The sequence below is a fragment of the Halalkalicoccus tibetensis genome, assembly GCF_037996645.1.
Classification (GTDB): Archaea; Halobacteriota; Halobacteria; order Halobacteriales; family Halalkalicoccaceae; genus Halalkalicoccus; species Halalkalicoccus tibetensis.
Map to the genome: position 1 here is coordinate 217,947 of NZ_JBBMXV010000004.1, position 26,356 is coordinate 244,302.

Here is a 26,356-nt window from a genome sequence, read left to right on the forward strand (position 1 = left end):
GTTACTCGTCCTATACTACCTCCCTTAGAGACTTAACTATTTTTAGAGATAACAATCATCCAAAAACGCCGACCCGTCCGTTGTGGTCTCTATCTACTGGTATGGTACCGCACGCCGACCGTAGGGAACGACGACACGGTCGAAAAACTTTTTTACATATATGTTTTCTATATGTTCAATGTCAACTGACGATGCCGACGGGAGCGCCGAGGGTCCCGTTTCACCGAGGGGGCTTGTGGGCGCGGAGACGGACGTCGGCGATCGTCCGGAGGGTATCGAGGCGTCGATCGCCGCGGGCGCCGCTGACGCCGCGTTGCTCGCCGACTATCTCGACCCCGACGAGCTCGTCGTCAAGGACTGCTACGCGTGGGAGCACGTCAAGCGCAAGTACCACTACGCGGACGACGGCTCCGTTCCTATGGGCTCCAATGGCGAGCTGATCCCGTTCGACCCCGCGGCACTGCTGGGGTTCGATCCCGAGCGAACCGGGGACCGCCTCCGTGAAGGGGCCGCCGCAGCCGACGCGCTCGCCGATCTCGTCGACGAGCGGACAGTCGACGTGAACCTGGGGATCGACGAGGACGCCTTCTTCGCGCCGGGGGGCGAGCCCGCCCTCACGACGCGCTACGACCTCGAGAAGGCGGTGCCGATGGCGAAGAAACGCCAGTTCAAGGAGGTCGAGCGCTACTGGGTGAACGAGCCCTACGCGTTCGTGATCGTCTTTCACTCCCGGACGGAGAACGAGACCAAGTACTACGCGATCGAACCGCATCTCGACCCGATCGAAACCGAGCTCGCCGAGTTCCTCACCGGGAAGCTCAGGACCGCGATCAAGTACACCGACGACGCCGGCGTCGGAAGCGAGGCCGAACGCAGGGCGGTGATCGAACGCGAGACGCGCCGGCTGCTCGATCGCTACGACCTGATCGAGCGCCACGACGCCGGGCTGATCGGTCGAGTGCGGTCGCTCCTCGGGCGGGGCGAGGGGACCGAGCCCGTCCCCGCGACCGGGGTCCGCCCGGAGCCGGTCGTCCTCGCCGAGGACCCCGAGACGGTGACCGAAGCCCAGATCACGAAGCTGCTCTACTACCTCAAGCGCGACTTCATCGGCTACGAGCGGATCGACCCGATCAAACACGACATCAACGTCGAGGACATCAGCTGTGACGGCTACGACTCGCCCGTCTTCGTCTACCACACCGACTACGAGCAGATCATCACCAACGTCCGCCACGGCCGCGAGCGCCTCGACGACTTCGTCGTGAAGCTCGCCCAGCGCTCGGGCAAGGGGATCTCCAAACGTCGCCCGCAGGTCGACGCCACGCTGCCCGACGGCTCGCGCGCCCAGCTCACGCTCGGCCGCGAGGTGAGCGATCACGGCACCAACTACACGATCCGGCAGTTCAAGGACGTCCCGTTCACGCCGATCGACCTGATCAACTGGCACACCTTCTCGCTCGAACAGATGGCCTTCCTCTGGCTCGCCATCGAGAACCACAAGAGCGTGCTGTTCGCGGGCGGCACCGCCAGCGGGAAGACCACCGCCCTGAACGCCGTCTCGCTGTTCATCCCCTCGAACGCGAAGATCGTCTCGATCGAGGACACCCGCGAGGTCGAGCTGCCCCAGCGAAACTGGATCGCCTCCGTCACGAGGCCCTCCTTCGCCGAGGACGGCGGGGGCGACGTCGACGAGTTCGACCTGCTCGAGGCCGCGCTGCGCCAGCGGCCCGACTACATCGTGATGGGCGAGATCCGCGGCGAGGAGGGGCGCACGCTGTTTCAGGTCATGTCGACCGGCCACACCACCTACACCACCTTCCACGCCGACTCGGTGGGCGAGGTGCTGAAACGGTTCACGACCGACCCGATCAACGTCTCGAAGACGATGTTCACGGCGCTCGACCTCGTCGCGGTCCAGACCTCGACCCGGGTCCGGGGGAGGAAGGTCCGCCGGAACAAGTCGCTCACCGAGATCAACCACTACGACCCGGAGCACGACGAGATCAACGTCAGGGACGTCTACCGGTGGCGCTCCGAGTCCGACGCGTTCCTCGAGGTCGGCGACTCGAACACCCTCGAGGAGATCCGCTTCGACCGCGGCTGGAGCCACGAGGAGCTGCGCGAACAGCTGTTCGTCCGCCGGGTCGTCCTGGCCTACCTCATCGACGAGGGACTCGACGAGTACCGCCAGGTCGCCGCGACCCTCCAGGCGTTCATCAACGATCCCGAGACGATCCTCGAGCTGATCGCGAACGACGAGCTGGCGGCGGGTCTCGAGGACCTCCGCTCGATGGAGAGCGTCCTGATCGACGTCGATCCCGAGACCGAGGCGCTGGTCCCCCGGCCCGAGCCCGACGAGGCGACCGCCGAGCTCGCTAAGGAGGTCCTCGAGCGGGCCGACGACCGGCTGTTCGCGGACCACCGCGGGACGGCGCGGTCGCTCGGGGACGCGCTCGCGGCCGAGTCGGGGCGGGGCGACGAGGGGCCCGCCCCGTGAGCCTCGCGCTCGGGGACGCCGCCACCGACCGCCTCGGCGACGCCTTCTACCCCCTCTATCGCCTGCTGTTCGGCGAAGAGAGCCAGTTCGCCGCGGAGTTCGCGACGACGCTCGAACGGGCCAGAATGAGCGACACCGTCGAGCACTACCTCTCGCGCGCGCTCGCCTACGGCGTGCTCGCGGGCGGGGCGCTGTGGATCCTCGGCCTCCTGCTGGGCTACGCGCTGTTCGCGACCGGGCTCGTCTCGCCCCCGATCGTCGGCGTCCCGATCTCGGATCAGCGCCTGATCGACCTCATCGTCGCCGCGCGGATCCCCTCGCTGGTCGCCGGGACCGGTCTCCTGCTGGGATCGGTCGGCTTCGCCCTCGGGTTCGGGACGCTCGTCGCGCTCCCCTACTCGCGGGCCGGGGCGCGGAGACGGGAGATCGACATGCTGCTCGCCGATTCGGTCTCGTTCATGTACGCGCTGTCGGTCGGCGGGCTCGATCAGCTGGAGATCGTCGAGGCGATGGCGGCGGCCGACGACACCTACGGCGAAGTCAGCAAGGAGTTCCAGAGCATCGTCGCCGAAACGGAGTACTTCGACACGGACTACCGGACCGCGATCAGGAACCAGGCGCTCGAGACGCCCTCCGACGAACTGGGCCAGTTCCTGACGGACATGCTCTCGATCATGAACTCCGGCGGGGACATGACGCGCTTTCTCGAAGACAAGAAGGACAAACACATGCGCACCGCGAAACAGCAGGAGGAGCTCACCCTCGAGACCCTTGAGCTGTTCGGCGAGATGTACATGACCCTCTCGCTGTTCCCCCTCCTGTTGATCATCCTGCTGGTGATCATGAGCATGCTCGGCGAGGCCTCGGAGTTCATGCTGTACGCGACGGTCTACGCGCTGATCCCCCTGGTCGGCGTCGCCTTCCTCGTGCTCGTCTCGACGGTGAAACGCGACGAGCCCGGCGACGGCTATCTCCACGCCGAGGACGGGGGCGCCGATCCGGAGGAAGGGAACCCGCTGTTCGACCTCGGGCTGGTCGAGCGCTACGCCGGCTCGTTCGGCGTGTTCGATCGGATCGAGCACAACGAGGGGACCCACAGGACCGGCCGGCTCCTGCGTCGCCCGCACCACTTCTTCCGGGACTACCCCGCCTACACGCTGGCTCTGACGGTCCCGGCCGCGCTCGCGCTCGTCGGCGCCGCCGTCGTCGGCGGGGCCGCGCCGCTGTCGTGGGGCGGGCTGGTCGACGCGCCCGTCTGGGGTACCTTCGTCTGGATCTACCTCCCGATATACGTCGTCTGCGTCCCGCTCGCGGTCTTCCGGGAGTGGAACGTCCGCTCGCGGACCGCGATCACCGGCTCGCTCTCGGATACCCTCCGGAAGCTCTCGAGCGCGAACGACACCGGGATGACGCTGCTCGAGTCGATCCGGGTCGTCGCCGACACCTCCTCCGGGAAGCTCGCCCGCGAACTCGAGGTCATGCACGCGAAGGTCGCCTACGGGACGAGCCTGAAGGGCGCCCTGATCGAGTTCAACAACCGCTATCACATCCCGCGACTCGCCCGGACGGTCAAGCTGATCACCGAGGCCCAGACGGCCTCGAGCCGGATCACGCCGGTGCTCACGACTGCGGCCCAGGCGAGCGAGAACCAGGACGACATCGCCCGCGAGCGGAGATCCAGAACGCGGATGCAGGTCGTGATCATCGTGATGACCTACCTCACCCTGCTGGCGGTGATGGCGGTTCTGAAGTCCCAGTTCCTCGACGTGATGGGCGGGCTCGACACCGGTGGGGCCGGGGCGGCGGGCGGGGGCGGCGCCGGGTTCGAGGGTGTCGACGCCGGGCTGCTCTCGTTGCTGTTCTTCCACGCGGTGACGCTCCAGGCGATCCTTTCGGGGCTCATCAGCGGCTACATGCGCGACGCGGAGATCCTGAGCGGGGTCAAGTACGTCGTCGTCCTGATGACGATCGCGCTCTGCGTCTGGACGGTGGTGGGCTGATGACCGGATCGAACGGGACGGGGAGGACGGATGGGATCGACGAGCGCGGGCAGACGGAGCTCGTCGGGGTCGTCCTGCTGATCGGGCTGACGATCATCGGGACGACCGCCATCGTCGCGTTCGGGACGGCGACGATCGCCGACTCGCGGGAGGCCTCGGAGCTCCGGAGCACCGAGCACGCGATGACGCTGTTCGACTCGAAGGCCGCGAACGTCGCGCTCGGCGAATCGCCCGTCCGGTCGGTGCAGTTCGGCCGGACCGGCGGCCAGTTCGAGGTGCGCGAGGACGTCGGATCGATGCGCATCGAACACCACACCGAGGGAGAGGAGGAGCCGGTCGAGTGGGAGGGCTGTGGGACCGAGCGCGGCGTCTGTGAGGTCGACCTCGGGGCGATGGTCTACACCCACGGCGGGGCCGAGATCGCCTACCAGGGTGGCGGCGTCTGGCGCCACGAGGGCGGCGGGACGACGATGGTCTCCCCGCCGGAGTTCCACTACCGCGGCGAGACGCTGACGCTCCCGGTCGTCGCGACCAGCGGCGAGGGCTCCGCGGGCGGTGGCCCGATGGCCACGCTCCGACCGGGCTCCGAGGACGGCTCGGCGCCGGCCTACGCCGGCGCGATCGAGAACGGCACCGTCTCGGTCACCGTCGAGAGCCCCTACTACCGGGGCTGGGAGCGGTACTTCGAGGAGCGGACCAACGGGAACGTCAGCGTGGACCGGGAGGCCGAATCGGCGACCGTCGAGCTGGTCTCGACCGAGACCCAGGGCGAGTTCACCATGTCCGGCAACGGCGACGAGATACGGATACGCGGGCTCGTCGAGGAGGAATCGGTGAACGAGTTCGACCTCACGCTCTACCCGAACGTGCCCGGACAGGGGGCGAGCGGGCGGAGCTTCAACCCGTTCGAGTGGGGGTTCTCCGACCCCGACTCCTCGTTCGACCTGCTGCTCTGGAACGACGGCGACGACGTCGGGATCGAGGTCACCGACGCCGACGGCGGGGAGACGTGGCGAAACGACGCGGCGTTCGCGATCGAGGAGGACGAACACGGCGACGAGTACGTGGAGGTCGTTCTGGTCCCCGAGGGGGACGGGCCGATGCTCGAGGGCGATGCGAGCGGCGAGGAGCGCCCGCTCGGCGAGGTCGTCGGCTCGGAGCTGTACGCGGCGGGGCCGAACGTCGATCTCGAGATCTACGACCAGGGACAGGGCGGGGGATCGGGCAGCGACCGGGTCGACTACGAGGTCGCGTTCGGCTACATCGACTACGAGAGCTCCGGGCAGTTCATCGCCTACCTGCACGTCACCGAGAACGAAGTCGAAGTGCGCCTCAGCTGAACGCGACGTCGAGGCTGTCCTTGGTCACGTACACCCGGTCGGTCTCGAACGTACAGGCGACGTTCGTCCCCGACGTCTCACAGCTCGAACCGTCGTCGAGCGACCGGAGGGTCCGCTCCCAGGCGTCTGTCCGGTCGGTTTCCACCTCGATGGTCACGGTATGACTCCCGTCGGTCGCCGTCCGGGTGACCGTGTTCCGGTGGTCCGTGCGGACGAGTACCGTCCGATCCCCGCTCACCGGCGCCGAGCGGACGCCCGAGACGTCCGTGAGGTGGATCATCGCGCGGTCCCCGTCGATCGACATCCGCGGGTCGCGAACCGCGACGGTTCCCGGCGCCGACTCCCTGAGGACCGCCCCGTTGCTGTAGACGATATCGGTCCCCATGTTCGAGTCGTAGACGACCTCCCCCGTCGAGACGATCGGCTCGCCGCCGTCGACGCTGACGGCGATCCGATCGCGGCTCTCGACGCGCAGTCCCGCGTCGGCGAGTTTGACCTCCGTCGCCCGGCTCGGGGCGTCCCGATGGGTGATCGCCTCGACGTTGTCCGCGAGTACGTCGAAGGCGCGCTCGGCGTTGTTCACGCGCTCGGCGTCGCGCGCGTCGGTCAACCCCGCCATCCCGGTGACGTAGACGACCCCGAGGGTCGTCACGACAAGCGCGAAGATCAACACGAACCCGAGCGCCTCGCTCACCCCGCGATCAGCCATTTCGCACCTCGATAGCGCCCCCGTCGAACCCGATCACGACGGTGCCGCCGGCGATCGGGCCCGGTTCCACCGCCACGTCGCGCTCCGTGGTGAACCGGACCGACACCGGCCCGTCGAGCCGGTCGCTTCGCAGCTCGATCCGCTGTGTCGCCTCCCCATCCTCGTCGGGCTCCCCGGCGACCCCGATGGAGTAGCTCCCCCCGCCGACCACGGTAGGAAGGTCCCGCTCGAGCTCGACCGCCTGTCCGCTCCGCGAGAGACGGTCGACGGTCATGAGGTCCGCCGCGAGGCGCTCGCCGTGGACGGTCAGTTCCTCGGCGGTCGCCCGCTCGCGCTGGGTGTCGACGACGGAGCCGGCGGTGACGAACAGTCCCGAGATCAGGACCGCCGTGATCGCGAGCGTGAGGGTGTAGCCGAGCGCGGTCGAGACGCCCCGATCGGACCGGCTCATACCCGCCCCTCCCCGGTGACGGCGATCTCCCCGGAACGATACGTCAGCTCCGCGTTCTCGTAGGTGACCTCGATCGTCGCCCCCGTGATCGCCTCGTCGCCCTCGATGCCCAGGACGTCGACCCGGACGGACGAGCCCGAACGCAGCTCGTGGGCGAGGACCTGCTCGGTCCAGGCGTCGAGCTCCGCCTCGAACGTCCCCGCGTCCGTCCCCGAGGAGGTCATCGTGGCGACGTGGTCGACGGCGAGCGCCTCGGCCGCGAGCGCGTCGCGCTCGCCGACGTCGGCCGTGCGCGTCCCGACGGTCTCCGTGTAGATGACGCCGTTGAGCACGAGCGCGAGGACGACGAACGTGACCGCGATCGTCAGTCCGGCTACCAGAAGAAGCTGGCCCCGATCGTGCACTACATCCGCCACACGACCACCTCCACCTCGACGACCGCGTAGAACGACTCCTCGTTGGTGTTCTCGACGTAGAACTCGTCGGTCTCGCCCAGTTCGTCGTCAGTCGGACCCCCCTCGTCGTAGAACGGGTCCTCGCCGTAGAGGGTGCGGAGGCGGGTCGCGCTCACGGCGTGGTCGCTTGGCTCGCCGGCGTGGACGATTCGCTGTCGCTCGACGGACCCCTCGCCGTCGACGTGGTCGACGTGGAGGTTGTACGCGACCCCGCGGTCGGAGAACGCCCCCGTGAGCCGATCGCCGAGATCGGTGTCGAGCTCGCCCGGGGCGTAGTGGTCGTCGTCCTCGCCCTCGAGACCGTGGAAGGTGCCCTCCGCGTCGTTCCAGTACAGCACCGTTTCCTCCAACTCCCCCGCCCCGTCGGCCGCGCGGAGGACGTCCTCGGCGGCGGCCCGCTGTTGGTTCTCGATGTGCTGGCTCGACGTGCTGGCCGAGAGCGGCGTGACCGCGGTGACCTGCATGGCGAACAGGAGGCTCGCGATCAGGATCACCGCCGCCGCGAACGCCTCGAGGGTGTGGGCCTGGGCGCGCATCACCAGACCTCCACGACGAGGCGGTGGGCCTCCCCGTCGTAGGTCACCGTCCGCTCGGCCACCGTCACGTCGGCCGATTCCGGCGGTGTCGGACCGCGTTCGTGGTCGGTCCCGTCGATCGCGACGTTGAGCCGCGCCGGCTCCGAGACACCCAGCTCGGCGACGAACTCCCCGCTGTCGTCCGATCCGCCGAAGAACTCCTCGACCTCGCTTTCGTCGAGCACGCCCGGCTCGTCCGCCAGGGCGTCGTCCGCGAGATGCGTCGCGGTTCGGTCGGCGACGGCCGGATGGGCCGACTGGCTGGCGCCAAAGGGCACGATCATCTCCGGGACCAGCGCGAAGACGAACCCCACCACCATCAGGAACATCGCGGCCCCGACGAGGAAGTCGATCGTCAGCTGTGCCCGTTCGTCGGTTCGCCACCGGCCCGAACGGCCGGCCCCTGCCCGCGTATCGCCGTCGTCGCTCACTACGTTCTTATTATATTGAGAATATAAAAATACTATGAATTAAGTGATGTCGGGGCGAGCGCGGAGTAAACAGCGTCATTACCGAGGGCGCCCACTGGACGACCGAATGGCGAAATGGAAATGTGACCAGTGTGGAACCGTCCACCGGCGCAACCCGAACAAGTGTCGTTCCTGCGGGAACACCGTTCTGAGCCCGTATCACGGCGATGAAGGCGGGAGCCCGCTCGACGACCCCCGGGTGCGCTACGGGCTGATCGCGCTCGCGGTACTGCTCGTCGTCGTCCTGGTGGTCGCCCTGCTTTAGTCGTCGGTCGGGGCCCCGCGGGGCCCGTACGAGCGGCTGATGACCTTCCACTTGCCGGTCGAGAACCGGTAGTAGTTGATCACCGCGGGGACGGCCGTCTCGGCGACGAACGCGAGGTAGAGCCCCCAGAGCCCGAGCGGCGTGACGGCCCCGAGATAGGCGAGCGGGATCGAGAAGCCGAACATGCCGAGCGCCTGGCTGTAGAAGGGCCAGCGGGTGTCGCCGCTGGCGTCGAGCGGGCCGGCCGCGCCCTTCGAGACGCCCTGAAGGATCGTGGCCACGCAGGCCGCATAGACCAGCGAGACCGCGATCGGGACGGTCGAGGAGGCGGGATCGTCGACGAACGCGAGCACGATCGGCTCGGCGAACAGGAAGATCAGCGCCGCCGAGACCACGTAGACCGCGACCGCGAAGCGGACGATCTCGTGGCCGTAGGCCTCGGCGATACCCTCGTGGTCCTCGCCGAGCTCCTGACCGACCAAACTCGAGGAGGCAAGCCCGAAGCCCCAGCCGGGCGTGTTCATGATGCCCCAGATCCGCCGGGCGACGACGTACGCCGCGACGGTGTTCTGGCCGAAGAGGTCGACGATCAAGAGCAGGGGGAACTCCGCGACCGTCCAGACGAGGTTCCGGCCCATCACGGGCAGCCCGATCGAGACCAGCTGGCGGAGCGTCCCGACGTCGGCGTACGCCCCCGTCGGCGAGACGGTGACGGGGAACTCGCCCATGCCCGGGAACCGGCCGGCGACGAGTCCGACGGCGAACATCCCGGCGACGACGACGTTCGAGAGCACGGTCCCGATCGCCGCGCCGACGACGCCCAGCTCGAGCCCGAAGATCAACACGGCGTTGATCCCGATGTTCGCGACCGCGCCGCTGGCGCGCGCGAGCATCGCGGTGTAGGCGTCGTCGCTCCCGACGAGCGTCCGGCTGCCGATCAGGTTGAGCGCCGCGAAGGGCACCCCGAGCGAGGCGATCCGGAGGTACTGTCCGCCCAGCTCGATCGCCTCGGGGTCGTTGCTGATCAGCGCGATCAGCTCCGTCGAGAACAGCCAGAACGTCGCGGTGAGCGGGAGGGTCAGCAGCACGACCAGCAGCGCGCTCGATCGGACCGCCCGCCCCAGCTCGCCGTGGGCGTCGGCGCCGAACGACTGGGAGACCAGCGCGATCGTCCCGCCGGCGACCCCGCCGCCGACGGCGAACGCGAGCCCCCAGTAGGCGCCCGCGAACCCGACGCCGGCGATCGCCCCGGAGCCGACGGCGACCCCGACCATCGCCACGTCGACCGCGTTCTTCGACATCCGGGCGATACCCGTAACTACGCGCGGCCACGCGAGGTCGGTGATCCGACGGACGCGGTGGCGGTCGATCAGGCCGGCCCAGGAGAGCGCCAGCCCGACCCAGAGGATGAGCAGCTTGACCGGGTTCGGGACACGACTCACAGAACTCGTCCGTTCTAACGGCTTGGGCCCAAAAGCCCTTGTTTACGCGGCAGTCGCGACCGGTTTCAGGGTGGCTCGCACACACATGACCGTCGTCCTCCCGCGTGCCGGATCCGACGAAACGGATTTCACGGGGTGTGCTATATCACGTCACACCTTCGGACGGTCCGGTCACGAGCATCGATGCCGTTCGAGATCGGTTCTCGTCGGACGTTCGTCGCGACGTTCCGCGAACGGGTTCAGGCCCCACGTGTGCCGGATCCCGGCAGTCCGGGCGCGATAAACGGGATCCCCGTCCGGGAGGACGCATCAGAGGCGAACGGTTGCCGTCCCAGGGGAGCTCATCCAGTTCAGCCATGGGAAGGTCCGATCCGGATCGGGGACAGATGGGCTCCGTCGTGAAGAGTAATCAGTGTTATCACTCGAAAATACGCACGTGTTCCCGATATCGCTCCGCGATCGGTCCTCTCGACCCGACGCGTGAGCCGACGGCTACCGAGGCCCCGAACTATAAGGGATCACGTCCACATTCCCTCCCATGGCAGACGTCTCGACGGAGTCCGAGAAGACCCGCGCGGAAGTCGCCGAGTACCTCCGGGAGTTCGCCGACGAGCTCAGCCCGCGAGGGGAGGGCGCGACCGACGACGATCGGGACCGTTCGCGGATGGGCAAGGACCGAACGGGGACCGAGGACGCCCGGACGGGCGACGCCGGAACGGGAGATGCCCGGGAGGCCGGCGACCGAACGACCGACGACCGGACTGCCACCGATCGGAAGGTGACGGTCATCGCCGGGAACGAGAGCGCGACGATCGTCCCCCCGGAGACCCTCTCGTTCGGGGTTGAGGTCGACTCGGAGGACTCGCTGCTCGGGGGTCCCACCGGCGAGCGCGGCGTGACGTTCTCGCTCGGCTGGTCGTCCGACGACGTCGAGACGGACGACGAGCTCGACGTCGAATAGCGCCCTTCGAACCGTCGATCAGACCGCGACGGGAAACGACGACGCCGTCGCTTCCACTGGTCGGCCGTAGCGTCGGGCTGTCGGACGAACGAAGCGAGTCGGGTGGACTCGACGGGATTTGAACCCGTTGAGTCTCTCCTGCGGGGGTATTTTATCAACCAGAATATAGATATTATGCGAAAAAATAGTACAAAAATACGCAATAATTATACTAAGCGAGTTAAATCCCAACCGGCATTTGCCGTCTACGTTTTAGTATCATCAATTATCTCGTTCTATACTAGTTGCGGTGGGTTATTACATCTATATAATTCTAGACCATACTAGCAGTGTTAAACGGTGTACTTTATGTGGGTTGGTCACAAGGACTAATTATTCCAGGCATGGATTTAGACTCTGAAGACGAATTGGGGGACGCTTTCAAGAAAAATCCAGTATTTATTGCTAGTGCCGCTACAATTCTTTTTCTTGGAGTCATTCTTGGTGTACTTCTACCAGGAATTGGCGGCGGTATAGTATTCCTTTTGGTCATTCTCGGATTTATAGTACTTATCTTTCTATGGGACAAGAATATTGAACTCCCAGATCACGAGAAATCACATAGTGAGTACCCAAAATCCTATACTAAATCTCGTGAATATGAGGGATACAATGTCACAATTTCCGTTGAGGAGTGGATAGGTGGAGAACATAACAAGAATATTAAGCGGAGAGTCAGTGCAACCGCAACGGATGTAGACAATACTCTTGTTACAGAAGTAGATGATACACGTACAATCGGACGTGTGATACAAACAACGATTGACGAGACAGTTAATGCAGAGGAATTGAATCATTCTCGGTCCGACCAAACACACGATGTTGTTGAATCGGTCTATGATGACATTATTACCTATGAAGCGACAGGTTCCTCTGAAGACACAACAGAATTAGATTCAGCACTTGATGTGGTATTCGGTGAGAAAGAACCGTGAAGTGGCACTGCATAGAGGCGTTATTCAATTTCGTGCTACACCAATATTGTAATTCAATCCCCGATTATGACTATTCAATAGGGGGAAGTGATGTCATAAATTAACTAATGGCTGTTAGCCAAGCTGGCTATCCAATTCGTTCCAGAACTTCCTTCCGGTCTTATATGGGTGTTTGGTCATATCGCAGGTGGCTGGGGGACTCTTGTGTCTCAATTGGCTCTGTGCTGCTTTTAGGCCTCTCTCTGCGGTCATGTATGCCCCAAGGGAGTGGTTCTCGGCCCAAAAGTGACGAATCCGTCCGTCTCAGAGTCCGTACCTTTCGGTGTGGGACCCTGATTACGACGGAGGAATGGTAGTGGACTCGCCGGGATTTGAACCCGGGGCCTCTCCCATGCCAAGGGAGTGATCTACCACTGATCTACGAGCCCTCGTACTTCCCGGTATCCGGGGTAGAATGATAAACGCTTCGAACCCCGGTCGGGCTGTGTCCCTCGTAGGCTCGATACCGCGCTGGAAGGGCCGACCTCAGATCTGCTCCCCGGCGCTCACCACGCCGATCCCCAGGGTCAGCGAGACGGCCAGCAGGAGCACGAACTCCAGGATGTGGGAGCTTCCCGCGAGCACCGGGAGCTCCATCGGGACGATGTCGGACGTGATCACCGCTACGAGGAGATAAGCGCCGAACAGCGCGGCCGCAGCCGAGAAGAACCCCGCTTTCGTCGAGACCATGTCCCGACCGTAGCCGGGCCAGCCACTAAAGCCCACGGGGTTTCTCCCGTACCGGGCCGTCTTCGGGCCTCCGACGCCCGTCGGGAACGTGCAAGCGAAGACCTTAATCGTCTCGCTGTTCGCACACTTACTACGGCGTTCACGGACCGATCACTGACCGTATCGGCGCCCGAACAGAGCGAACGGCGACCACAACGGACCACACGGATCGACCCGAGATACCTGTTACTCACCAAGTAAACGGACAACACGACCCACACACCGGGGCTTCCGTTCGAACATCGCTCGACAGTGTACCGGACGGTACCAACCATGGCGCTCTGAACGACGAAACGACATCACCAGATAGGCCACGTCCGATGTCCCACGCGCCGGCTCGTACGGCTCCTCGAGGGACGGCTCCGTCCTTAATTGTGTTATTTTATCACGATACCTAACGCATCTTATAATAAGACGTATATATCCCTGTCCGGTAACTGGGTCCATGAGACTCTCGAGGCGGAGAGCCCTGAAGTCGGCGGGGGCCCTCGGCGCGATCGGACTTGCCGGGTGTACGGGCGACGATGACGACGAGAACGGCGACTCGGGGACGATGCGGGTCGCGACCGCCTACGCCGAGGACTCGCCGGTCCCGCTCGCCCAGCAGGAGTTCGTCGAGAACGTCGAGGAAGCGACCGACGGCGAGCTCGAGCCCGACCTCTACCCGGGCGGGCAGCTGACCTCGGGGCCCGATCTCGGTTCCCAGCTCCAGGGCGGGAGCGTGGAGGTCGGCTCGCTGTCCTACTCGAACCTCTCGCCGTACGCCGACATCATGGACATCGTCAACCTCCCCTATTTCGCCGGGGACTTCGAGTCCTTCCTGAACCTGATCACCAGCGACGTCTGGGAGGAGGTGGCCCATGAGGAGCTGCGCCAGCAGGGGTTCGAGCCGCTCTACACCTGGATGAGCAGCCCGCGGGCGGTCGGCGTCCGCGAGGAGGTCGGCGGGGCCGTCGAGTCGATCGACGACGTCGCGGGGCTCGACATCCGGATCGCGGCCTCGGACATCGGCGAGCAGACCTGGGATCTGGCGGGCGCGAACGCGGTCCCCGTCGACTGGGGCGAGACCGCCCAGGCCCTCGAGGAAGGCGTCGTCGACGGGCTGCACGTCTCGGTCCCGCCGCTCGCTGCCTACGGGTTCGAGGACAGCCTCGGCTCGATCACGGTCATCGATCAGGTGATGGACGTCGGCATCTTCGTCGCGAGCCGGGACTGGTTCGACGACCTCGAAGAGGACGTCCAGGAGGACATCCACGAGGCCGCAGAAGAGACCTTCGAGTACCAGCTCGACGGCCTCGTCGAGATGGCCGAGGAGTCCGAGCAGGTCTTCGAGGAGGCGGGCGTCGAGATCAACGAGCTCGACGATGCGGCCCTCGAGGAGTGGGAGGAGGCCACCGGCTACCAGCGCTCGGAGTGGGACGACTGGAAGACGGATCTCGCGGGCGACATGGAGACGTTCGAGGCCTTGGAGGAGGCGACCGAGCAGGAGAGCGACTACGAAGTCCCCGGCTACGACGCGTAACCGGACGGACCGATCCACCTCATTTTCCCCACACACGATGGACTACGATACCCTGTACGAGAAGTCGAAGGGCGTCCTCGGGAGCCTGGAGCTGTACCTGTTGATCAGCCTCTACATCTACCTGATCGTGATCGTCAACATCGAGATCATCCGTCGGTTCATCCTCGATAGCTCGTCGGTCTGGGGCCAGGAATCGGCCCAGTTCATGTACATCTACCTGACCTGGCTCGGCGTCAGCTGGGGGGTCCACAAGCGGGTCCACGTCCGGATCGACGTCCTCCATACGTTCATCTCGGAGCGCGCACGGGGGATCCTCTACGTGCTGAGCGGGATCGGGCTGCTCGTGTTCTCGCTGTACGCGATCCGTTGGACCCTGCCGCTCATCGAGACCTCCCTGGAGTTCGGCTCCGAGACGCCGGGGATGCGGGTCAACCAGGCGTACTTCCAGGCGGCGATCCCGATCGCGTTCACCCTGACGGTGATCCGGACCCTCCAGTGGCTCTATCGGGACCTCCGTGACCTCTCGGCGGGCGACCCGATCGACGACGGCACCCAGCTGTTCCGCACCGACGACGAAGACCAAGCCGACCGAACGATCTGACCATGGAGCTACTCGCCGGATTCCTCGCGCTGATCGTACTGCTCGCGCTCGGATTTCCGATCTTCGTCGCCATCGGGCTGAGCTGTGTCGTCTTCCTCCAGATGGGGGTGCTCGATCCACAGATCTTCGGGGAGACGATGTTCTCCGGGCTCAACGAGTTCGCCTTCCTCGCGATCCCGCTGTTCATCCTGACGGGGACGGCGATCGTCGAGACGGGGATGTCCCAGCGCCTGCTCGATCTGAGCCTGGAGCTGTTCGGCTCGCTGAAGACCGGGATCGGCACCTCGGTCTCCTTCGGCAGCGGCATCTTCGCGACCATCAGCGGCTCGAACGCCGCCGACTCGGCCGCGATCGGGCGGATGGCGCTCGGCCCGCTCGAACAGGTGGGCTACGACCGGACCTACGCCTCGGCGATGATCGCGAGCGGCTCGGCCACCGGGATCCTCATCCCGCCGAGCATCTCCTACATCATCGCCGGGATCGCGCTGGGGGTGTCGGTCTCCCAGCTGTTCCTCGCGACGTTCGTCCCGGGAGCGATCCTCCTGACGGGCGTGATCCTGGTCAACGTCGTGATCAACAGGACGCGGGGCTACGAGACCGACAACCGCGAACACCAGGGGTTCGACGCGAGCGATGCGGCCGCCGCCCTCTGGCGCGCGAAGTTCGCCCTGTTCGTTCCGTTTCTCATCCTCGGCGGGATCTACTCGGGGGTGTTCACGGCGACCGAGGCTGCGATCGCCGCGGTCACGGTGATCTTCGTCATCGGCGCGCTCACCGGGACGATGTCGCTGTCCTCCTATAGTCGGGTGCTCGAGGAGAGCGCGCTGGTCAACGGGATGATCGCGCCCATCATCGCGACGGCGCTGATCTTCGGCGACATCCTCACGCTCAACCAAATCCCCCAGATGGTCGCCGAGACGGTGACGACGCTCTCGACGAGCTACGTCGTGATGATCCTGCTCATGCTCGTGGTCTTCTTCGTCGCCGGCGCGACGATGGAGCTGGGGCCGAACATCCTGATCCTCGGGCCGCTGTTCCTGCCGCTGGCCCAGGAGTTCGGGATGGACCCGATCCACTACACGATCTTCATGATGTGTGCGTTCGGGATCGGCTTCATTACCCCGCCGATCGGGATCAACCTCTACGTGCTCTCGGGGATCAGCGGCGAGTCCGTCATGGACATCTCGCGGGAGGCCGTCCCGTTCATGCTCGTCATGCTGCTTCTGGTGCTGGTCATCGGGCTGGTGCCGGAGCTCTCGCTGGTCTTCTTCTAAGGCCTTCCGGGCCCGCTCCGGGACGAGTCACAACCCTTTAGCCCGCGCATGAACGAACCCGAGTGGGAACAGCACGGCCGCAAATCCGACTCGCCACGGACACTTATCCCGTGGCTCTGGGATTGCGGTAGTGCACGAAAAGTGCCGTCTGCGGTCTGTGCGGTTCCTATCCTCAACAATGGCACGAATGCATACACGCCGCCGCGGCTCGTCCGGTTCGGACCGGCCGGCGGCAGACGAACCACCGGAGTGGAGCGACGTCGACGCGAGCGAGATCGAATCGCGCGTCGTCGAGCTCGCAGAGCAGGGTCACGACCCCAGCCAGATCGGCATGAAACTGCGCGATGAGGGCGTCAAGGGGACCCCGATCCCGAACGTCAAACTCGCGACCGGCAAGAAGGTCGGCGAGATCCTCGAGGAGAACGACGCCTCGCCCGAGGTCCCCGAGGACCTCCGGAACCTGATGGAGCGGGCGATCCGCCTGCGCGAGCACATGCAGGACAACCAGCAGGACGCCCAGAACAAACGCGCCCTGCAGAACACGGAGGCGAAGGTCCGCCGTCTCGTCAACTACTACCGTGGCGACGAGATGCCCGCGGACTTCCGCTACACCTACCAGAACGCCCAGGAACTCCTCGAGTAATGGCCGCCACGGGTCGATCGGAGCATGATCTCGCCGCGGCGCTCACGGAGTCCGGCTTCGTCCGGATAGCCCCGCGTGCGGACGGCGACGCGATCGCCGCCGCCGGGCTGCTCTTGCGGGCGCTCGCGGCCCGATCGATCCCGTTTCAGGCCCGCGTCGTCCCGCCGACCGACGAGCCGTCCGCCGCGGCGACCCTGCCGGTCGGCTTCCCCGACGGGCTCGCGCCCGCGGACCGACCGATCAGCGCCGCCGCGGCCGACCTCGTCCGCGAGCTCGGCTGCGAGCCCGATCCCGGCCTCGTGCTCGCGGGCTGTCTGCTCGGGGGCGACCCCGACGCGGCCGGCGTCGAGCTCGACCGACGACGGGGCGTGGGGATCCCCACGGCCGACCTGGCCGACGGGCTGGCCCACTCGACGCTCGTTCACGCCGAGTTCTCGGGCGACGAGACGGCCGTCGCCGCGGCGCTCGCCGAGCTGGTCGACGACGACCGGGCGGTCGCGTCGCTGGCGGCGCTCGAAACCGTCGGCTCCGACGGGGCGAGCGAACGCGCCGCGGCCGCCATCGAGCGGGCGCTGCGCCCGCACCCGACCCCCGAGGGCCCCTTCGAGACCGCAGAAGGCCTCGCGGACGTGCTCGACTGCCTCGCGGGCGACGCGCCGGGGCTCGCCCTCGCGCTCGCGATGGGCCACGACGTCCGGGTCGACGCGCTCGAAGCGTGGCGAACCCACTCGACGGCCGCCCACGAGGCGGTCCGGGCGGCCGACACCGGCCGGTACGACGGCCTGTTCGTCGCCCGGATCGCAGAGGGGCCGGTCGGAACGGTCGCGCGCCTGCTCAGGGACTTCCGCTCGCCCGAGCCCGTCGTCCTCGTCATCGGGGACGACGAGGCGGGGGCGGCCGGCCTCACCGACGGGATCGGCGACGCGGTGATCGAGGCCGCCGAGGCGGTCGGCGGGACGGGCGGCGCCACCCCGTCGCGGGGTCTCGCCCGCTTCGACTGCCCGCCCGAGGCGTTCCTCGAGTCGTTCCGGGAGGCGATGGCATGAGACGGATCACGATCCGAACGACCCACGACGAGCCCGAGCGGGTCGCGCGAGCGGTCGGCCCGGACAACACGCCCGAGATGACGACGCGGAGCGACGACGACCGGGTGGTGACGACGATCGAGCGCGAGTCGACGGGCGGCCTGCGGACGACCGCGGACGACTACGTCGTGAACCTGACGGTGGCCGACGAAGTGGTACAGCTTTCAGACCGAACCGATGAACACAAACCATGAGTGAACGATCAGTTTCCCGACAGCAGCAACAGAAACGGTGGTACACCGTGCACGCGCCCGAGCAGTTCGACCGGGCCGAGCTCGGCCAGTCACCCGCGAACGAACCCGAACAGCTCCTCGGGCGTAACCTCGAGACCACGCTCGGCGAGCTCAACAACAACGCGAGCGAGAACAACATCAAGCTCACGTTCAAGATCAACGACGTGGGCAGCGACAGCGCGTACACGGAGTTCACGAAACAGGAACTCACGCGCGACTACCTGCGCAGCCTCGTCCGCCGTGGCGCCTCGAAGATCGACGCCTACGTCACGGTGATGACGACCGACGACTACCGCGTGCAGGTCCAGCCCGTCGCCTTCACCACGAAGAAGGCCGATCACAGCCAGGAGCACGCCATCCGAAAGCGGATGATCGAGATGGTGCGCGAGGCCGGCGAGGAGCGCACCTTCTCGGGGCTCGTCGACAGCGTGATCGAGGGACGGCTCTCGAGCGCGATCTACGGCGAGGCCAAGACGATCTACCCGCTCCGACGGGTGGAGATCCAGAAGCTCACCCTCGAAGCCCGACCCGAGGAGGTCGCCGAGGAGGAGGCGACCGCCGTCGACGTCGACGAGGAGGACGTCGAGGCGTAATCGGCAATCGACGCTCGATCCGATCCGCTATTCTTCGACGACGATCCGGCCGATCATCCCGCCGCGTTCGTGCGGGACGCAGTAGTAGTCGTGCTCGCCGGGCACCTCGAAGGTGTGCTCGAACCGGTCGCCGGTGTAGATCGAGCCCTCGCGGTCGTCGTACCACGCCATCCGGGCGTCGTTCTCGGTCTCGAACCCGCCGGTGGCGAAGAAGCCCGCACCCTCCGGTTGGCCGCCGTCGTAGGCGGTGACCGTGTGGGCGCGCGAGCCGGTGTTCTCCCAGATCACCGTATCGCCGGCCTCGACAGTGTAGGACTCGGGCAGGAACTCGTGGGCGCTCATACCGATGTCGTGGTCCTCGGTGAGGTCCGCGATGGCGGTACAGCCCCCCAGGCCGGCGATGGTGCCGCTCCCGGCGAGCGCGAGGAACGTACGCCGTTTCATGGTTCGATGTCGGCACCCCGGAGCCTATAGGCTGTCGATCACCGGCAAGGGTGGGGACGTCGCGGCACCGTTACCGATCCCTTCACACGGATTCACAATCGATAAAAGGACGCTGTGAGAGCGGGGGGTATGGAGCTCGCGCCCCGCTTCGTCGGCCGGCTGGGGATCGCCGACGCGGTGACCGTCGGCAACGCCGCGCTCGGCTTCCTGGCGGCGGCGGTCGCGGCGGTCGACGTCCGGGTCGCGGCGCAGTTCGTCCTGCTTGCGGCAGTGCTCGACGGGCTCGACGGCGTGCTCGCACGGCGCTACGGCGGCACGCCGGCCGGCCCGCATCTCGACTCGCTCGCCGACGTCGCCTCCTTCGGCGTCGCGCCCGCCATGCTGGTGATCGCGGTCGCAGAGGACGCGGCCGAGGGCGCACCGGAGGCGGCCGTCGCCTTTGGGATCCCCGCGCTGTTCGTCGCGATGGCGGTCGTCCGGCTGGGGCTGTACACGGCCTACGACGCGGAACGGACGACGACGCTGGGCGCGCCGAGCACGCTCGCCGCGACGGCGCTGGGCGCGGCGGTGCTCGCGGGGGTCGAGGAGCCCGCTGCGGTGCTCGCGATCACGGCCGCGTTCTGTTATCTGATGGTCTCGCCGATCGAGTATCCCGACCTGCTCGCGCGCGACGCGCTGTTGATGGGGGTGATCCACGTGCTCGCGGTCGTGATCCCGGGCTTCCAGGGCGGGCTGTTCCCCGTCGCCCTGCTGACGCTCGCGCTCGCGTATCTCGTCCTCGGGCCGCGCTTCTACTGGGGGGAGGCCGAGCGGCGCCGCGAGGAAGGGAAACGCTCATAGGCCGCTCGGCCGGACCCCACTGTATGAGCGAGGACGCCCCCGACGAGAACGAGGCGGCTCCCGAGGAGGAGCCCCCGGCGGACGACGAGGCGGCCGAACAGGAGGACGCCGAGCCGGAGCCAGAGCCCGATACCGAGGGCGAGAACGGTGAGGAGGTCGCCGAAGAGGAGGAAGACCCGGACGACGAAGGGGCCGACGAGGAGGAAGGAGCTGACGAGGACGAGGCCAGCGAGGACGACGAAGGCGAGGAGGGCGACGACCTGCCCGTCGAGCCGCTGACCGAGGAGACGCTCACCGAGCGCCTCGACGGCGCGGAGGCCGCCCTCGAGGAGGCAGAGACCGAGGACGACCTCGACGACGTCTCGGCGACGCTCGTCTCGATCGGCGACGACCTCGAGGAGGCCGACCTGCCCGAGCCCGACGAGGACGACGAGGACGCGGAAGACCCCCGTGAGGCCCTCGAGGAACGTCTCGACGGGCTCCAGGACGAGCTCGAAGAGCAGCGCGGCCCCTACAGCGAGGACGTCATCGAGGGGATCGAGGAGGCCGGAACGACCATCGACGAGACCCGCTGGACCGAGACGGGCGAGGCCGAGCTCGTCGAGCCCGTCGAGTCGTTCGTCGAGACCGTAAACGACGTCCTCGGGGTCCATCTCGGGCTCGGCGGCGAGGAGCCCGACGCTCTCGTTGCGATCCTCGAGTCGGCCGCAGTAGCGGTCGGCGACGCCGAGCTCCACCCCGACGAGGACGGCGAGGAGATCGCAACGCTGCTCGAGGCCGTCGAGGAGCTCCAGGCGGCGCTCAACGACGCCGAGGAGTGGGACGACCTCAGCACCCGCCAGAAGCTCGCCGCCCACGGCTTCTACGACGTGCTCGACCATCGCAAGGACTTCCCGCCCGAGTGGCACGCGCTCAAGGTCTACGAGAAGCGCGGCGAGCCCGAACCCATCCTGCTCGCGCTCGAGCAGCTCGGCTCGGAGTTCATGGAACGCCACTGCATCGAGTCGCTCACCCGGATGGGCGACGAGGCGGCACTGGACGCGATGACCCAGCGCGCGAACAAGCGCGACAAGCCCGCGATCAAGGCGCTCGGGAAGATCGGCAGCGAGGAGTCCGTCGAGATGCTCTCGGAGTACATCGAGGGCGACAGCGACCCGAAGCTCCAGCTCGTGACGCTCAAGGCGCTCGGCGAGATCGGCAGCGAGGAGGCCACCCAGGCCGTCGCCGACCGCTTGGTCGCGGACAACGACGAGGTCCGAAGCCGGGCGGCCCGCGCGCTTGGCCTGATCGGGGACACCCGGGCGATCGAGCCGCTCTCGGACCTCCTCGCCGACGACGACTCCGACACCGTGCGCGCGAGCGCCGCATGGGCGCTCAACCAGATCGGCACCGAGAAGGCCCTCGACGCCGTCGAGCCCTATGCCGACGACCGTGCGTTCCTCGTACAGGCCGAGGCCGAGAAGGTCGCCTGACGGGGACGAAGCTTCTTATACGGGGACGGGGCCAACCGGGGCGTGCCCCGGTCGCGCCCCGCCGTCGCCGCTCGCCTGCTCGCTCTCGTTCTCCTGCTCGGTAGCGCTGCGGCTCTCGGAGCGGCCGCGACGGCCGATCCGTCCGAAACCACCATCGTCGAGGTCTATCCCAACACGAACCACGCGGGTAACGCCGGGGAGTACCTCGTCGTCGAGTTCCCCGACGACGGCGACCTCGCCGAGTACTCGCTGACCGACGGCAAGACGACGACGCCGCTCGGCGACGATACCGTCTCGGGAGCCGTCGCGTTCAGTCGCGCGCCCGACCTCACTAGAGGGAAGGTCGCCCACCCGGTCTACGAGCTGCCCGAACACTTCGCGATGGCCTAGACCGGCGAGACCATCCGCCTCCAGCGCGACGGCCGGACTGTCGACGAGACCACCTACGAGAGCGCCTCACAGGGCGAGCGGTGGCTCCGGACCGACGAGGGATGGGGATGGGAAAAGCGCGGGGCGACCGACTTCGAGGCCCGCGACCTCCCCGCCGAGCGCGCGACGGGGTTCACCCTCCCCGACAGCCCCGAGGTCCCGCTCGACACCCTCGGGGATGCCGACGACCGGCTCTATCTCGGCGGCTACTCCCTCGAATCCGAGCGAACGGTCGAGGAGCTGCTCGCGGCCCATGACCGGGGCGTCGAAGTGCGCGTGCTCGTCGACGGCACGCCCGTCGGCGGCCAGAGCGAGACCGAGGCCGAGGCGCTCGACCGGCTCGCGGCGGCGGGCGTCGACGTCCGGGTGTTCGACGGACCCCCGACTCGATACCGGTTTCACCACCCCAAGTACGCCGTCGTCGACGATCGCGCGCTCGTCATGACCGAGAACTGGAAGCCCGCCGGCACGGGCGGGGCGTCGAGCCGCGGCTGGGGCCTCCTCGTCGAGGGAAGGGAGGTCGCCGACGAGCTGGCGACCGTCTTCGAGGCCGACGCGGGCTGGGAGGACACCGCCGCGTGGGACCGCTCGCTCGCCGGAACGTTGGTCGAGGCGGAGGCCGAAAGCGCCGGTTTCCCGGGCGAGTTCGACCCCGTGACGGCCGAGGTCGACTCGGTCCGACTGGTGGTCGCGCCCGACAACGCCGAGGAAGAGACGCTCTCACTACTCGCAAGCGCCGAGGAGTCGATCCTGGTCAAGCAGCCGACGATCGCCGACGACCACGCGTTCCTCCGGGAGGTCGTGGCGGCGGCCGAACGGGGCGTCGAGGTCCGGGTCCTGCTCGACTCGACGTGGTACGTCGAGGACGAAAACGAGGAACTCGTCCGCTGGCTCGACGATCAGGCCGAGTCGGGCGGCCTCCCGATCGAGGCCCGGCTGGTCGAGCCCGACGGCTTCGAGAAGCTCCACGCGAAGGGGATCGTCGTCGACGACCGGACCACGATGGTCGGGAGCATCAACTGGAACGCGAACTCGGTGGAGAACAACCGGGAAGTGGCGCTGATCGTCGAGAGCGAGGCGATCGCGAGCCAGTTCGCCGCGGTCTTCGAGGCCGACTGGGCGGGCGAGGACGGTCGCTGGTCGTTCCCGGTCGGAGTCGGCCTCGGGGTCGCCGCCGCGGCCGCCGGCGCCGTCCTGGTCGGGTCGCGGCTGGTCCGCTTCGACTAGCGATCGGTGACCGTCTCGGCGCTCGAGAGCGCCTCGTCGATCTCCGCGTCGCCCATCTTCTCGACCAGCGCGTCGAGCACTTCCTCGCGCATGCCCGCGACGAACTTGATCGACCCGACGACCAGATGGCCGCCGCCGGCGACGCCGGCGCCGTCGATCTCCTCGACGAGTTCGCTCACCATTCGGGGGATGTCGAGGCGCACGCCGTCGGACCGGAGGACGGCGAAGTCGGGACCGTAGCCGATCGTGATGACGGGGTCGCCCGTCTCCTCGACGACCCGGTCGTGGATCTCGCCGGTGGTCGTGCCGGGTGCGGGGAACGTGAAGCGGTGGGCGTGGTTCTCGACGTCGATCCGACAGAGGTGTGCACCGTTGTCTAAGCGCTCACGTTCGACGTGGGGCATCGCGGCCTCGAGCTGTTCGTCGATGTCGCGCCGGGCGCGCTCGGCGAGGAACGAGACGAGCTCGGCGTGACGGTCGGTGTCGCTGCCGACGTCGAGCACGTCGGCGATGAGCGACCGGCCGGCGCTGTAGCGCAGCCAGTGGGCGGCGTAGTCGAGCGCCTCGCTGACGTCCCGGAGCTCGTTCTCGTCGTAGCCCTCCTCGCGGGCCAGCTCGAGGTAGTCGTCCATCGCGTCGGCCTTCGAGCGGTCGGCGATGCCCGCGACCGCGGGGACGTGCCGGAGCTCGTCGGTGATCGTCGGGTCGATCATCCGCGCGAGCTCGACACAGAGCATCCCCGTGGTGATGCGGTAGTCCTCGCCGTGGAGATACGGGTTAACGTGGGCCGCGAGCAGCTCCTCTACGGCCTCCGGGTCGGGGTGGTGGTGGTCGACCGCGGCGATCGGGATGTCGTAGTGGGCCAACGTCTCGTAGGCCGGAACGTCCTCCTCGGTGCTCCCGTTGTCGAGCATCAACAGGAGGGGGAGCTTCTGGCCGTGGCGCGCCCGATCGCCGAGCGCGTAGTTGAGATCGCGCGTGGCGTCCTCCATCTCGTAGAAGGGCGCCTTGCTCGGCAGCCGTTTGAGGAGGTGCTGGGCTGCGTCGGGGTCCTCGTGGGTCGCCTCGATGAACCGCTCGATCGCGAGCGCGACGGGGACGGCGGCGCACATCCCGTCGCCGTCGGCGTGATGACGCATCCGGATGGGACGCCCCTCCAGAACCATCCGCCGGATCAGCCGCGCGACCTCCTCGAGTCCCGAGAGCATGGGTTCGAGGGCGTCCCACTCGATCAGCGGGTCGATCCCGTGGGGTTCGGATCGCTCCGCGAGGGCCTCGGCGAGGCGGTCCTCGGCGGCCGTCCTCGTCTCGCCCTCGAGCGTCGATAGCTCCTCGACCTCGACCTGTAGGGCGCCCTCGCGCTCCTCGACGCCTCCCGAGACGTGGACGAGGTCGCCGACCTCGATCTCGGGATGCGACCGAACGCCCGCCCCCTCGAAGGCCGTACAGGGGACGACGCCGTTCTCGTCGCGGACCTGAAAGATCGTCGGGCCGCCGGTCTGTTTGATCTGGACGACCTCGCCCTCGAGATGGACCGACTCGCCCGTGGCGAGGTCGCTGGTCTGGGTGGTCTCGTAGCTGTGTTCGATCTCCTTGGTCCTCGCCGATTCGGGGTCGATCGGGGCCGGCGAGAAGGCGATATCGCCGTTCTCGCGGACCTGATCGAGCGTGACGACCAGCCGGTCGCCGACCTCGTAGTCGGCGTCGCCCTCGAGCGTCGATTCGTGGACGAGACCGGAGACTTCCTCCGAGAGATCGACGAAGACGCCGTATTCGACCACGCCATTGACCGTCGCGAGATAGGGAGTGTCGGGATCGAGGTCCTCGACCGTACACGCTGCACGGAGCTCATAGACGACTTCGTCGTCGCCCGCGAGCTCAGAGTTCGCTGTCATTACGGCCCCTTTTGGGGGCGCCCGGTTTAACCGTTATCAAGCGCGCTCGGGGTTTCGCAACCGTTAGTACGCGCCGGCGGCCAGACGTGGGTATGGGACTGTTCCGGTCGCTGTTCCGATCCAGCGAGATCATCGGCATCGCGGCCGACACCCTCGACTTCGCGCTCTCGGCCTCGGAGGAGACCCACCCCGACGAGTACATGGGGATGCTCCGGGGCGAGGACGCCCGCAAACTCGGGCTCGATCGCGACGGCACCGTCGTCACCGACGTGCTCGTGATTCCCGGGACCGAATCCGGCCCCACCAGTGCGACCGTGAAAACGAACATGATCCCCAACGACCTCTCTGGGGTCGGCTCGATTCACTCGCATCCCAACGGCGTCCTCGAACCCAGCGACGCCGACCTACGCACCTTCGGCAGCGGCTCGGTCCACGTCATCATCGGCGCACCCTACCGGCGGAACTGTTGGAAGGCGTTCGACTCGAAGGGCGAACCCCGCGAGCTCGACGTTCTCGACGTCTCGCTGCCCGAGGAGCGCTTCTTCGACTTCGACCAGCAGGACATCGACCGCGAGCTCAAGGAGGAGGACCGCCGGCGATGGTGAGGGCGCTCGCACAGGGCACCTTCGACCTCCTGCATCCCGGCCACGTCCACTACCTCGAGGAGGCCGCCCGGATGGGCGAGGAACTGCACGTCATCGTCGCTCGGAGTGCGAACGTCACCCACAAGGACCCCCCGCTGCTCGACGGCCGCCAGCGCCGGGACATGGTCGGGGCCCTGGAGGCCGTCGACCGCGCCCACCTCGGCCACGAGTCGGACATCTTCGCCCCCATCGAGCGGATTGACCCCGACGTGATCGTGCTGGGCCACGACCAGCACCACGACGAGGCGGCGATCGAGCGCGCGCTCGCCGACCGGGGGATCGACTGCGAGGTGCGCCGGGCCTCCCCGCGCGAGCCGGCCCATGACGACGAACTGCTCTCGACGGGCCGGATCATCGACCGGATCCGCGAGCGGCGCTGCTAACGGACTTTTTTATCGGAGGTCCTCACTCACTTCGTTCGCTCGAACCCCCGACAAAAACCTCCACTAAAAAGGCCGGCGCGGCGGAGCCGCGCCGGGCCGCCACCACCATGATCAGCCAGTTCTCGGTTTCGGTGATACGTTGAAGTGGCTGCCGAGCCTACTAC

At 67.0% G+C, this 26,356-nt stretch carries 28 protein-coding genes and 1 tRNA gene; 19 read left to right on the forward strand and 10 right to left on the reverse strand.

What is annotated here, in order from left to right; genetic code table 11:
* Positions 1 to 178: 178 nt before the first annotated feature.
* From WOA58_RS13935 to WOA58_RS13945, 3 genes are read left to right on the forward strand one after another with little or no spacing between them, the layout of a single operon-like run.
* The gene (locus WOA58_RS13935) at positions 179 to 2,497 is read left to right on the forward strand and encodes a type II/IV secretion system ATPase subunit (RefSeq protein WP_340604853.1); all 2,319 of its coding nucleotides are present in this window, start codon (positions 179 to 181) and stop codon (positions 2,495 to 2,497) included.
* Entirely contained in the window at positions 2,494 to 4,497 is a 2,004-nt protein-coding gene (locus WOA58_RS13940; RefSeq protein ID WP_340604854.1) for a type II secretion system F family protein, read from the forward strand. The genes WOA58_RS13935 and WOA58_RS13940 overlap by 4 nt, the downstream gene beginning before the upstream one ends.
* Positions 4,497 to 5,837 carry a DUF7289 family protein gene (locus WOA58_RS13945; protein WP_340604855.1) on the forward strand — a complete coding sequence of 447 codons (1,341 nt, stop codon included), beginning with the start codon at positions 4,497 to 4,499 and terminating at the stop codon, positions 5,835 to 5,837. The genes WOA58_RS13940 and WOA58_RS13945 overlap by 1 nt, the downstream gene beginning before the upstream one ends.
* On the opposite strand, the gene WOA58_RS13950 is transcribed toward WOA58_RS13945, so the two are convergent.
* From WOA58_RS13950 to WOA58_RS13970, 5 genes are read right to left on the reverse strand one after another with little or no spacing between them, the layout of a single operon-like run.
* On the reverse strand, positions 5,830 to 6,546 hold the full coding sequence (locus tag WOA58_RS13950) for a DUF7289 family protein (RefSeq protein WP_340604856.1): 717 nt from the start codon (positions 6,544 to 6,546) through the stop codon (positions 5,830 to 5,832). The genes WOA58_RS13945 and WOA58_RS13950 overlap by 8 nt on opposite strands.
* Positions 6,539 to 6,997: a DUF7266 family protein gene (locus WOA58_RS13955; RefSeq protein WP_340604857.1), complete on the reverse strand. Its 459-nt coding sequence runs from the start codon at positions 6,995 to 6,997 to the stop codon at positions 6,539 to 6,541. Before WOA58_RS13955 ends, WOA58_RS13950 begins: the two co-directional genes overlap by 8 nt.
* The gene (locus WOA58_RS13960; RefSeq protein WP_340604858.1) at positions 6,994 to 7,413 is read right to left on the reverse strand and encodes a DUF7261 family protein; all 420 of its coding nucleotides are present in this window, start codon (positions 7,411 to 7,413) and stop codon (positions 6,994 to 6,996) included. The genes WOA58_RS13955 and WOA58_RS13960 overlap by 4 nt, the downstream gene beginning before the upstream one ends.
* Positions 7,401 to 7,988, reverse strand: coding sequence for a DUF7288 family protein (locus WOA58_RS13965; protein WP_340604859.1), 588 nt, complete (start codon positions 7,986 to 7,988; stop codon positions 7,401 to 7,403). Before WOA58_RS13965 ends, WOA58_RS13960 begins: the two co-directional genes overlap by 13 nt.
* Positions 7,988 to 8,458, reverse strand: coding sequence for a DUF7287 family protein (locus WOA58_RS13970; RefSeq protein WP_340604860.1), 471 nt, complete (start codon positions 8,456 to 8,458; stop codon positions 7,988 to 7,990). Before WOA58_RS13970 ends, WOA58_RS13965 begins: the two co-directional genes overlap by 1 nt.
* 106 nt (positions 8,459 to 8,564) lie before the next feature.
* Here WOA58_RS13970 and WOA58_RS13975 point away from each other — a divergent pair, with 106 nt between their 5' ends.
* Positions 8,565 to 8,762, forward strand: coding sequence for a hypothetical protein (locus tag WOA58_RS13975; RefSeq protein WP_340604861.1), 198 nt, complete (start codon positions 8,565 to 8,567; stop codon positions 8,760 to 8,762).
* Here the strand turns inward: WOA58_RS13975 and WOA58_RS13980 are convergent.
* A complete protein-coding gene (locus tag WOA58_RS13980; RefSeq protein WP_340604862.1) occupies positions 8,759 to 10,204 on the reverse strand; it encodes an MATE family efflux transporter in 1,446 nt (481 codons plus the stop codon). The genes WOA58_RS13975 and WOA58_RS13980 overlap by 4 nt on opposite strands.
* Before the next feature lie 538 nt (positions 10,205 to 10,742).
* Here WOA58_RS13980 and WOA58_RS13985 point away from each other — a divergent pair.
* Together WOA58_RS13985 and WOA58_RS13990 are read left to right on the forward strand one after the other, a co-directional pair.
* Entirely contained in the window at positions 10,743 to 11,165 is a 423-nt protein-coding gene (locus tag WOA58_RS13985; protein ID WP_340604863.1) for a hypothetical protein, read from the forward strand.
* A gap of 350 nt (positions 11,166 to 11,515) precedes the next feature.
* Positions 11,516 to 12,139, forward strand: coding sequence for a hypothetical protein (locus WOA58_RS13990; RefSeq protein ID WP_340604864.1), 624 nt, complete (start codon positions 11,516 to 11,518; stop codon positions 12,137 to 12,139).
* Positions 12,140 to 12,495: 356 nt separating this feature from the next.
* Here WOA58_RS13990 and WOA58_RS13995 read toward each other — a convergent pair.
* Positions 12,496 to 12,567 (reverse strand) — tRNA-Ala (locus WOA58_RS13995).
* Positions 12,568 to 12,664: 97 nt separating this feature from the next.
* Positions 12,665 to 12,868, reverse strand: a complete 204-nt coding sequence (locus WOA58_RS14000) for a hypothetical protein (RefSeq protein ID WP_340604865.1) — start codon at positions 12,866 to 12,868, stop codon at positions 12,665 to 12,667.
* Between the two features lie 484 nt (positions 12,869 to 13,352).
* Between WOA58_RS14000 and WOA58_RS14005 the strand changes: the two genes are divergently transcribed.
* The 7 genes from WOA58_RS14005 (at position 13,353) to WOA58_RS14035 (ending at position 18,858) form a co-directional block, all read left to right on the forward strand.
* Complete coding sequence (locus WOA58_RS14005; protein ID WP_340604866.1) at positions 13,353 to 14,429, forward strand: TRAP transporter substrate-binding protein; 1,077 nt, start codon at positions 13,353 to 13,355, stop codon at positions 14,427 to 14,429.
* A 37-nt stretch (positions 14,430 to 14,466) separates the two neighbouring features.
* A complete protein-coding gene (locus tag WOA58_RS14010; protein WP_340604867.1) occupies positions 14,467 to 15,030 on the forward strand; it encodes a TRAP transporter small permease in 564 nt (187 codons plus the stop codon).
* Positions 15,031 to 15,032: 2 nt separating this feature from the next.
* Complete coding sequence (locus tag WOA58_RS14015) at positions 15,033 to 16,304, forward strand: TRAP transporter large permease (protein ID WP_340604868.1); 1,272 nt, start codon at positions 15,033 to 15,035, stop codon at positions 16,302 to 16,304.
* 178 nt (positions 16,305 to 16,482) lie between these two features.
* Entirely contained in the window at positions 16,483 to 16,947 is a 465-nt protein-coding gene (locus tag WOA58_RS14020; RefSeq protein ID WP_340604869.1) for a 30S ribosomal protein S15, read from the forward strand.
* On the forward strand, positions 16,947 to 17,993 hold the full coding sequence (locus tag WOA58_RS14025) for an exonuclease RecJ (RefSeq protein WP_340604870.1): 1,047 nt from the start codon (positions 16,947 to 16,949) through the stop codon (positions 17,991 to 17,993). Before WOA58_RS14020 ends, WOA58_RS14025 begins: the two co-directional genes overlap by 1 nt.
* A complete protein-coding gene (locus WOA58_RS14030; protein WP_340604871.1) occupies positions 17,990 to 18,226 on the forward strand; it encodes a KEOPS complex subunit Pcc1 in 237 nt (78 codons plus the stop codon). The genes WOA58_RS14025 and WOA58_RS14030 overlap by 4 nt, the downstream gene beginning before the upstream one ends.
* Positions 18,223 to 18,858 (forward strand): 30S ribosomal protein S3ae, encoded by a 636-nt coding sequence (locus WOA58_RS14035; RefSeq protein WP_340604872.1) that lies wholly within the window; start codon positions 18,223 to 18,225, stop codon positions 18,856 to 18,858. The genes WOA58_RS14030 and WOA58_RS14035 overlap by 4 nt, the downstream gene beginning before the upstream one ends.
* Positions 18,859 to 18,885: 27 nt before the next feature.
* Here the strand turns inward: WOA58_RS14035 and WOA58_RS14040 are convergent, their stop codons facing one another.
* Positions 18,886 to 19,302, reverse strand: a complete 417-nt coding sequence (locus WOA58_RS14040) for a plastocyanin/azurin family copper-binding protein (protein ID WP_340604873.1) — start codon at positions 19,300 to 19,302, stop codon at positions 18,886 to 18,888.
* Between the two features lie 129 nt (positions 19,303 to 19,431).
* Between WOA58_RS14040 and WOA58_RS14045 the strand changes: the two genes are divergently transcribed.
* The 4 genes from WOA58_RS14045 to WOA58_RS14060 are packed head-to-tail and all read left to right on the forward strand — an operon-like array spanning position 19,432 to position 23,270.
* Positions 19,432 to 20,142, forward strand: coding sequence for a protein sorting system archaetidylserine synthase (locus WOA58_RS14045; protein ID WP_340604874.1), 711 nt, complete (start codon positions 19,432 to 19,434; stop codon positions 20,140 to 20,142).
* A 23-nt stretch (positions 20,143 to 20,165) separates the two neighbouring features.
* Entirely contained in the window at positions 20,166 to 21,614 is a 1,449-nt protein-coding gene (locus WOA58_RS14050; protein ID WP_340604875.1) for a HEAT repeat domain-containing protein, read from the forward strand.
* A 42-nt stretch (positions 21,615 to 21,656) separates the two neighbouring features.
* Positions 21,657 to 22,004, forward strand: coding sequence for a hypothetical protein (locus WOA58_RS14055; RefSeq protein ID WP_340604876.1), 348 nt, complete (start codon positions 21,657 to 21,659; stop codon positions 22,002 to 22,004).
* Between the two features lie 12 nt (positions 22,005 to 22,016).
* On the forward strand, positions 22,017 to 23,270 hold the full coding sequence (locus WOA58_RS14060; protein WP_340605270.1) for a phospholipase D-like domain-containing protein: 1,254 nt from the start codon (positions 22,017 to 22,019) through the stop codon (positions 23,268 to 23,270).
* On the opposite strand, the gene WOA58_RS14065 is transcribed toward WOA58_RS14060, so the two are convergent.
* Positions 23,267 to 25,165, reverse strand: coding sequence for a DHH family phosphoesterase (locus tag WOA58_RS14065; RefSeq protein WP_340604877.1), 1,899 nt, complete (start codon positions 25,163 to 25,165; stop codon positions 23,267 to 23,269). The two genes, WOA58_RS14060 and WOA58_RS14065, sit on opposite strands and share 4 nt — an antisense overlap.
* Positions 25,166 to 25,257: 92 nt before the next feature.
* Between WOA58_RS14065 and WOA58_RS14070 the strand changes: the two genes are divergently transcribed.
* A complete protein-coding gene (locus WOA58_RS14070) occupies positions 25,258 to 25,770 on the forward strand; it encodes a Mov34/MPN/PAD-1 family protein (protein ID WP_340604878.1) in 513 nt (170 codons plus the stop codon).
* Complete coding sequence (locus WOA58_RS14075; protein ID WP_340604879.1) at positions 25,764 to 26,192, forward strand: adenylyltransferase/cytidyltransferase family protein; 429 nt, start codon at positions 25,764 to 25,766, stop codon at positions 26,190 to 26,192. The genes WOA58_RS14070 and WOA58_RS14075 overlap by 7 nt, the downstream gene beginning before the upstream one ends.
* Positions 26,193 to 26,356 lie beyond the last annotated feature (164 nt).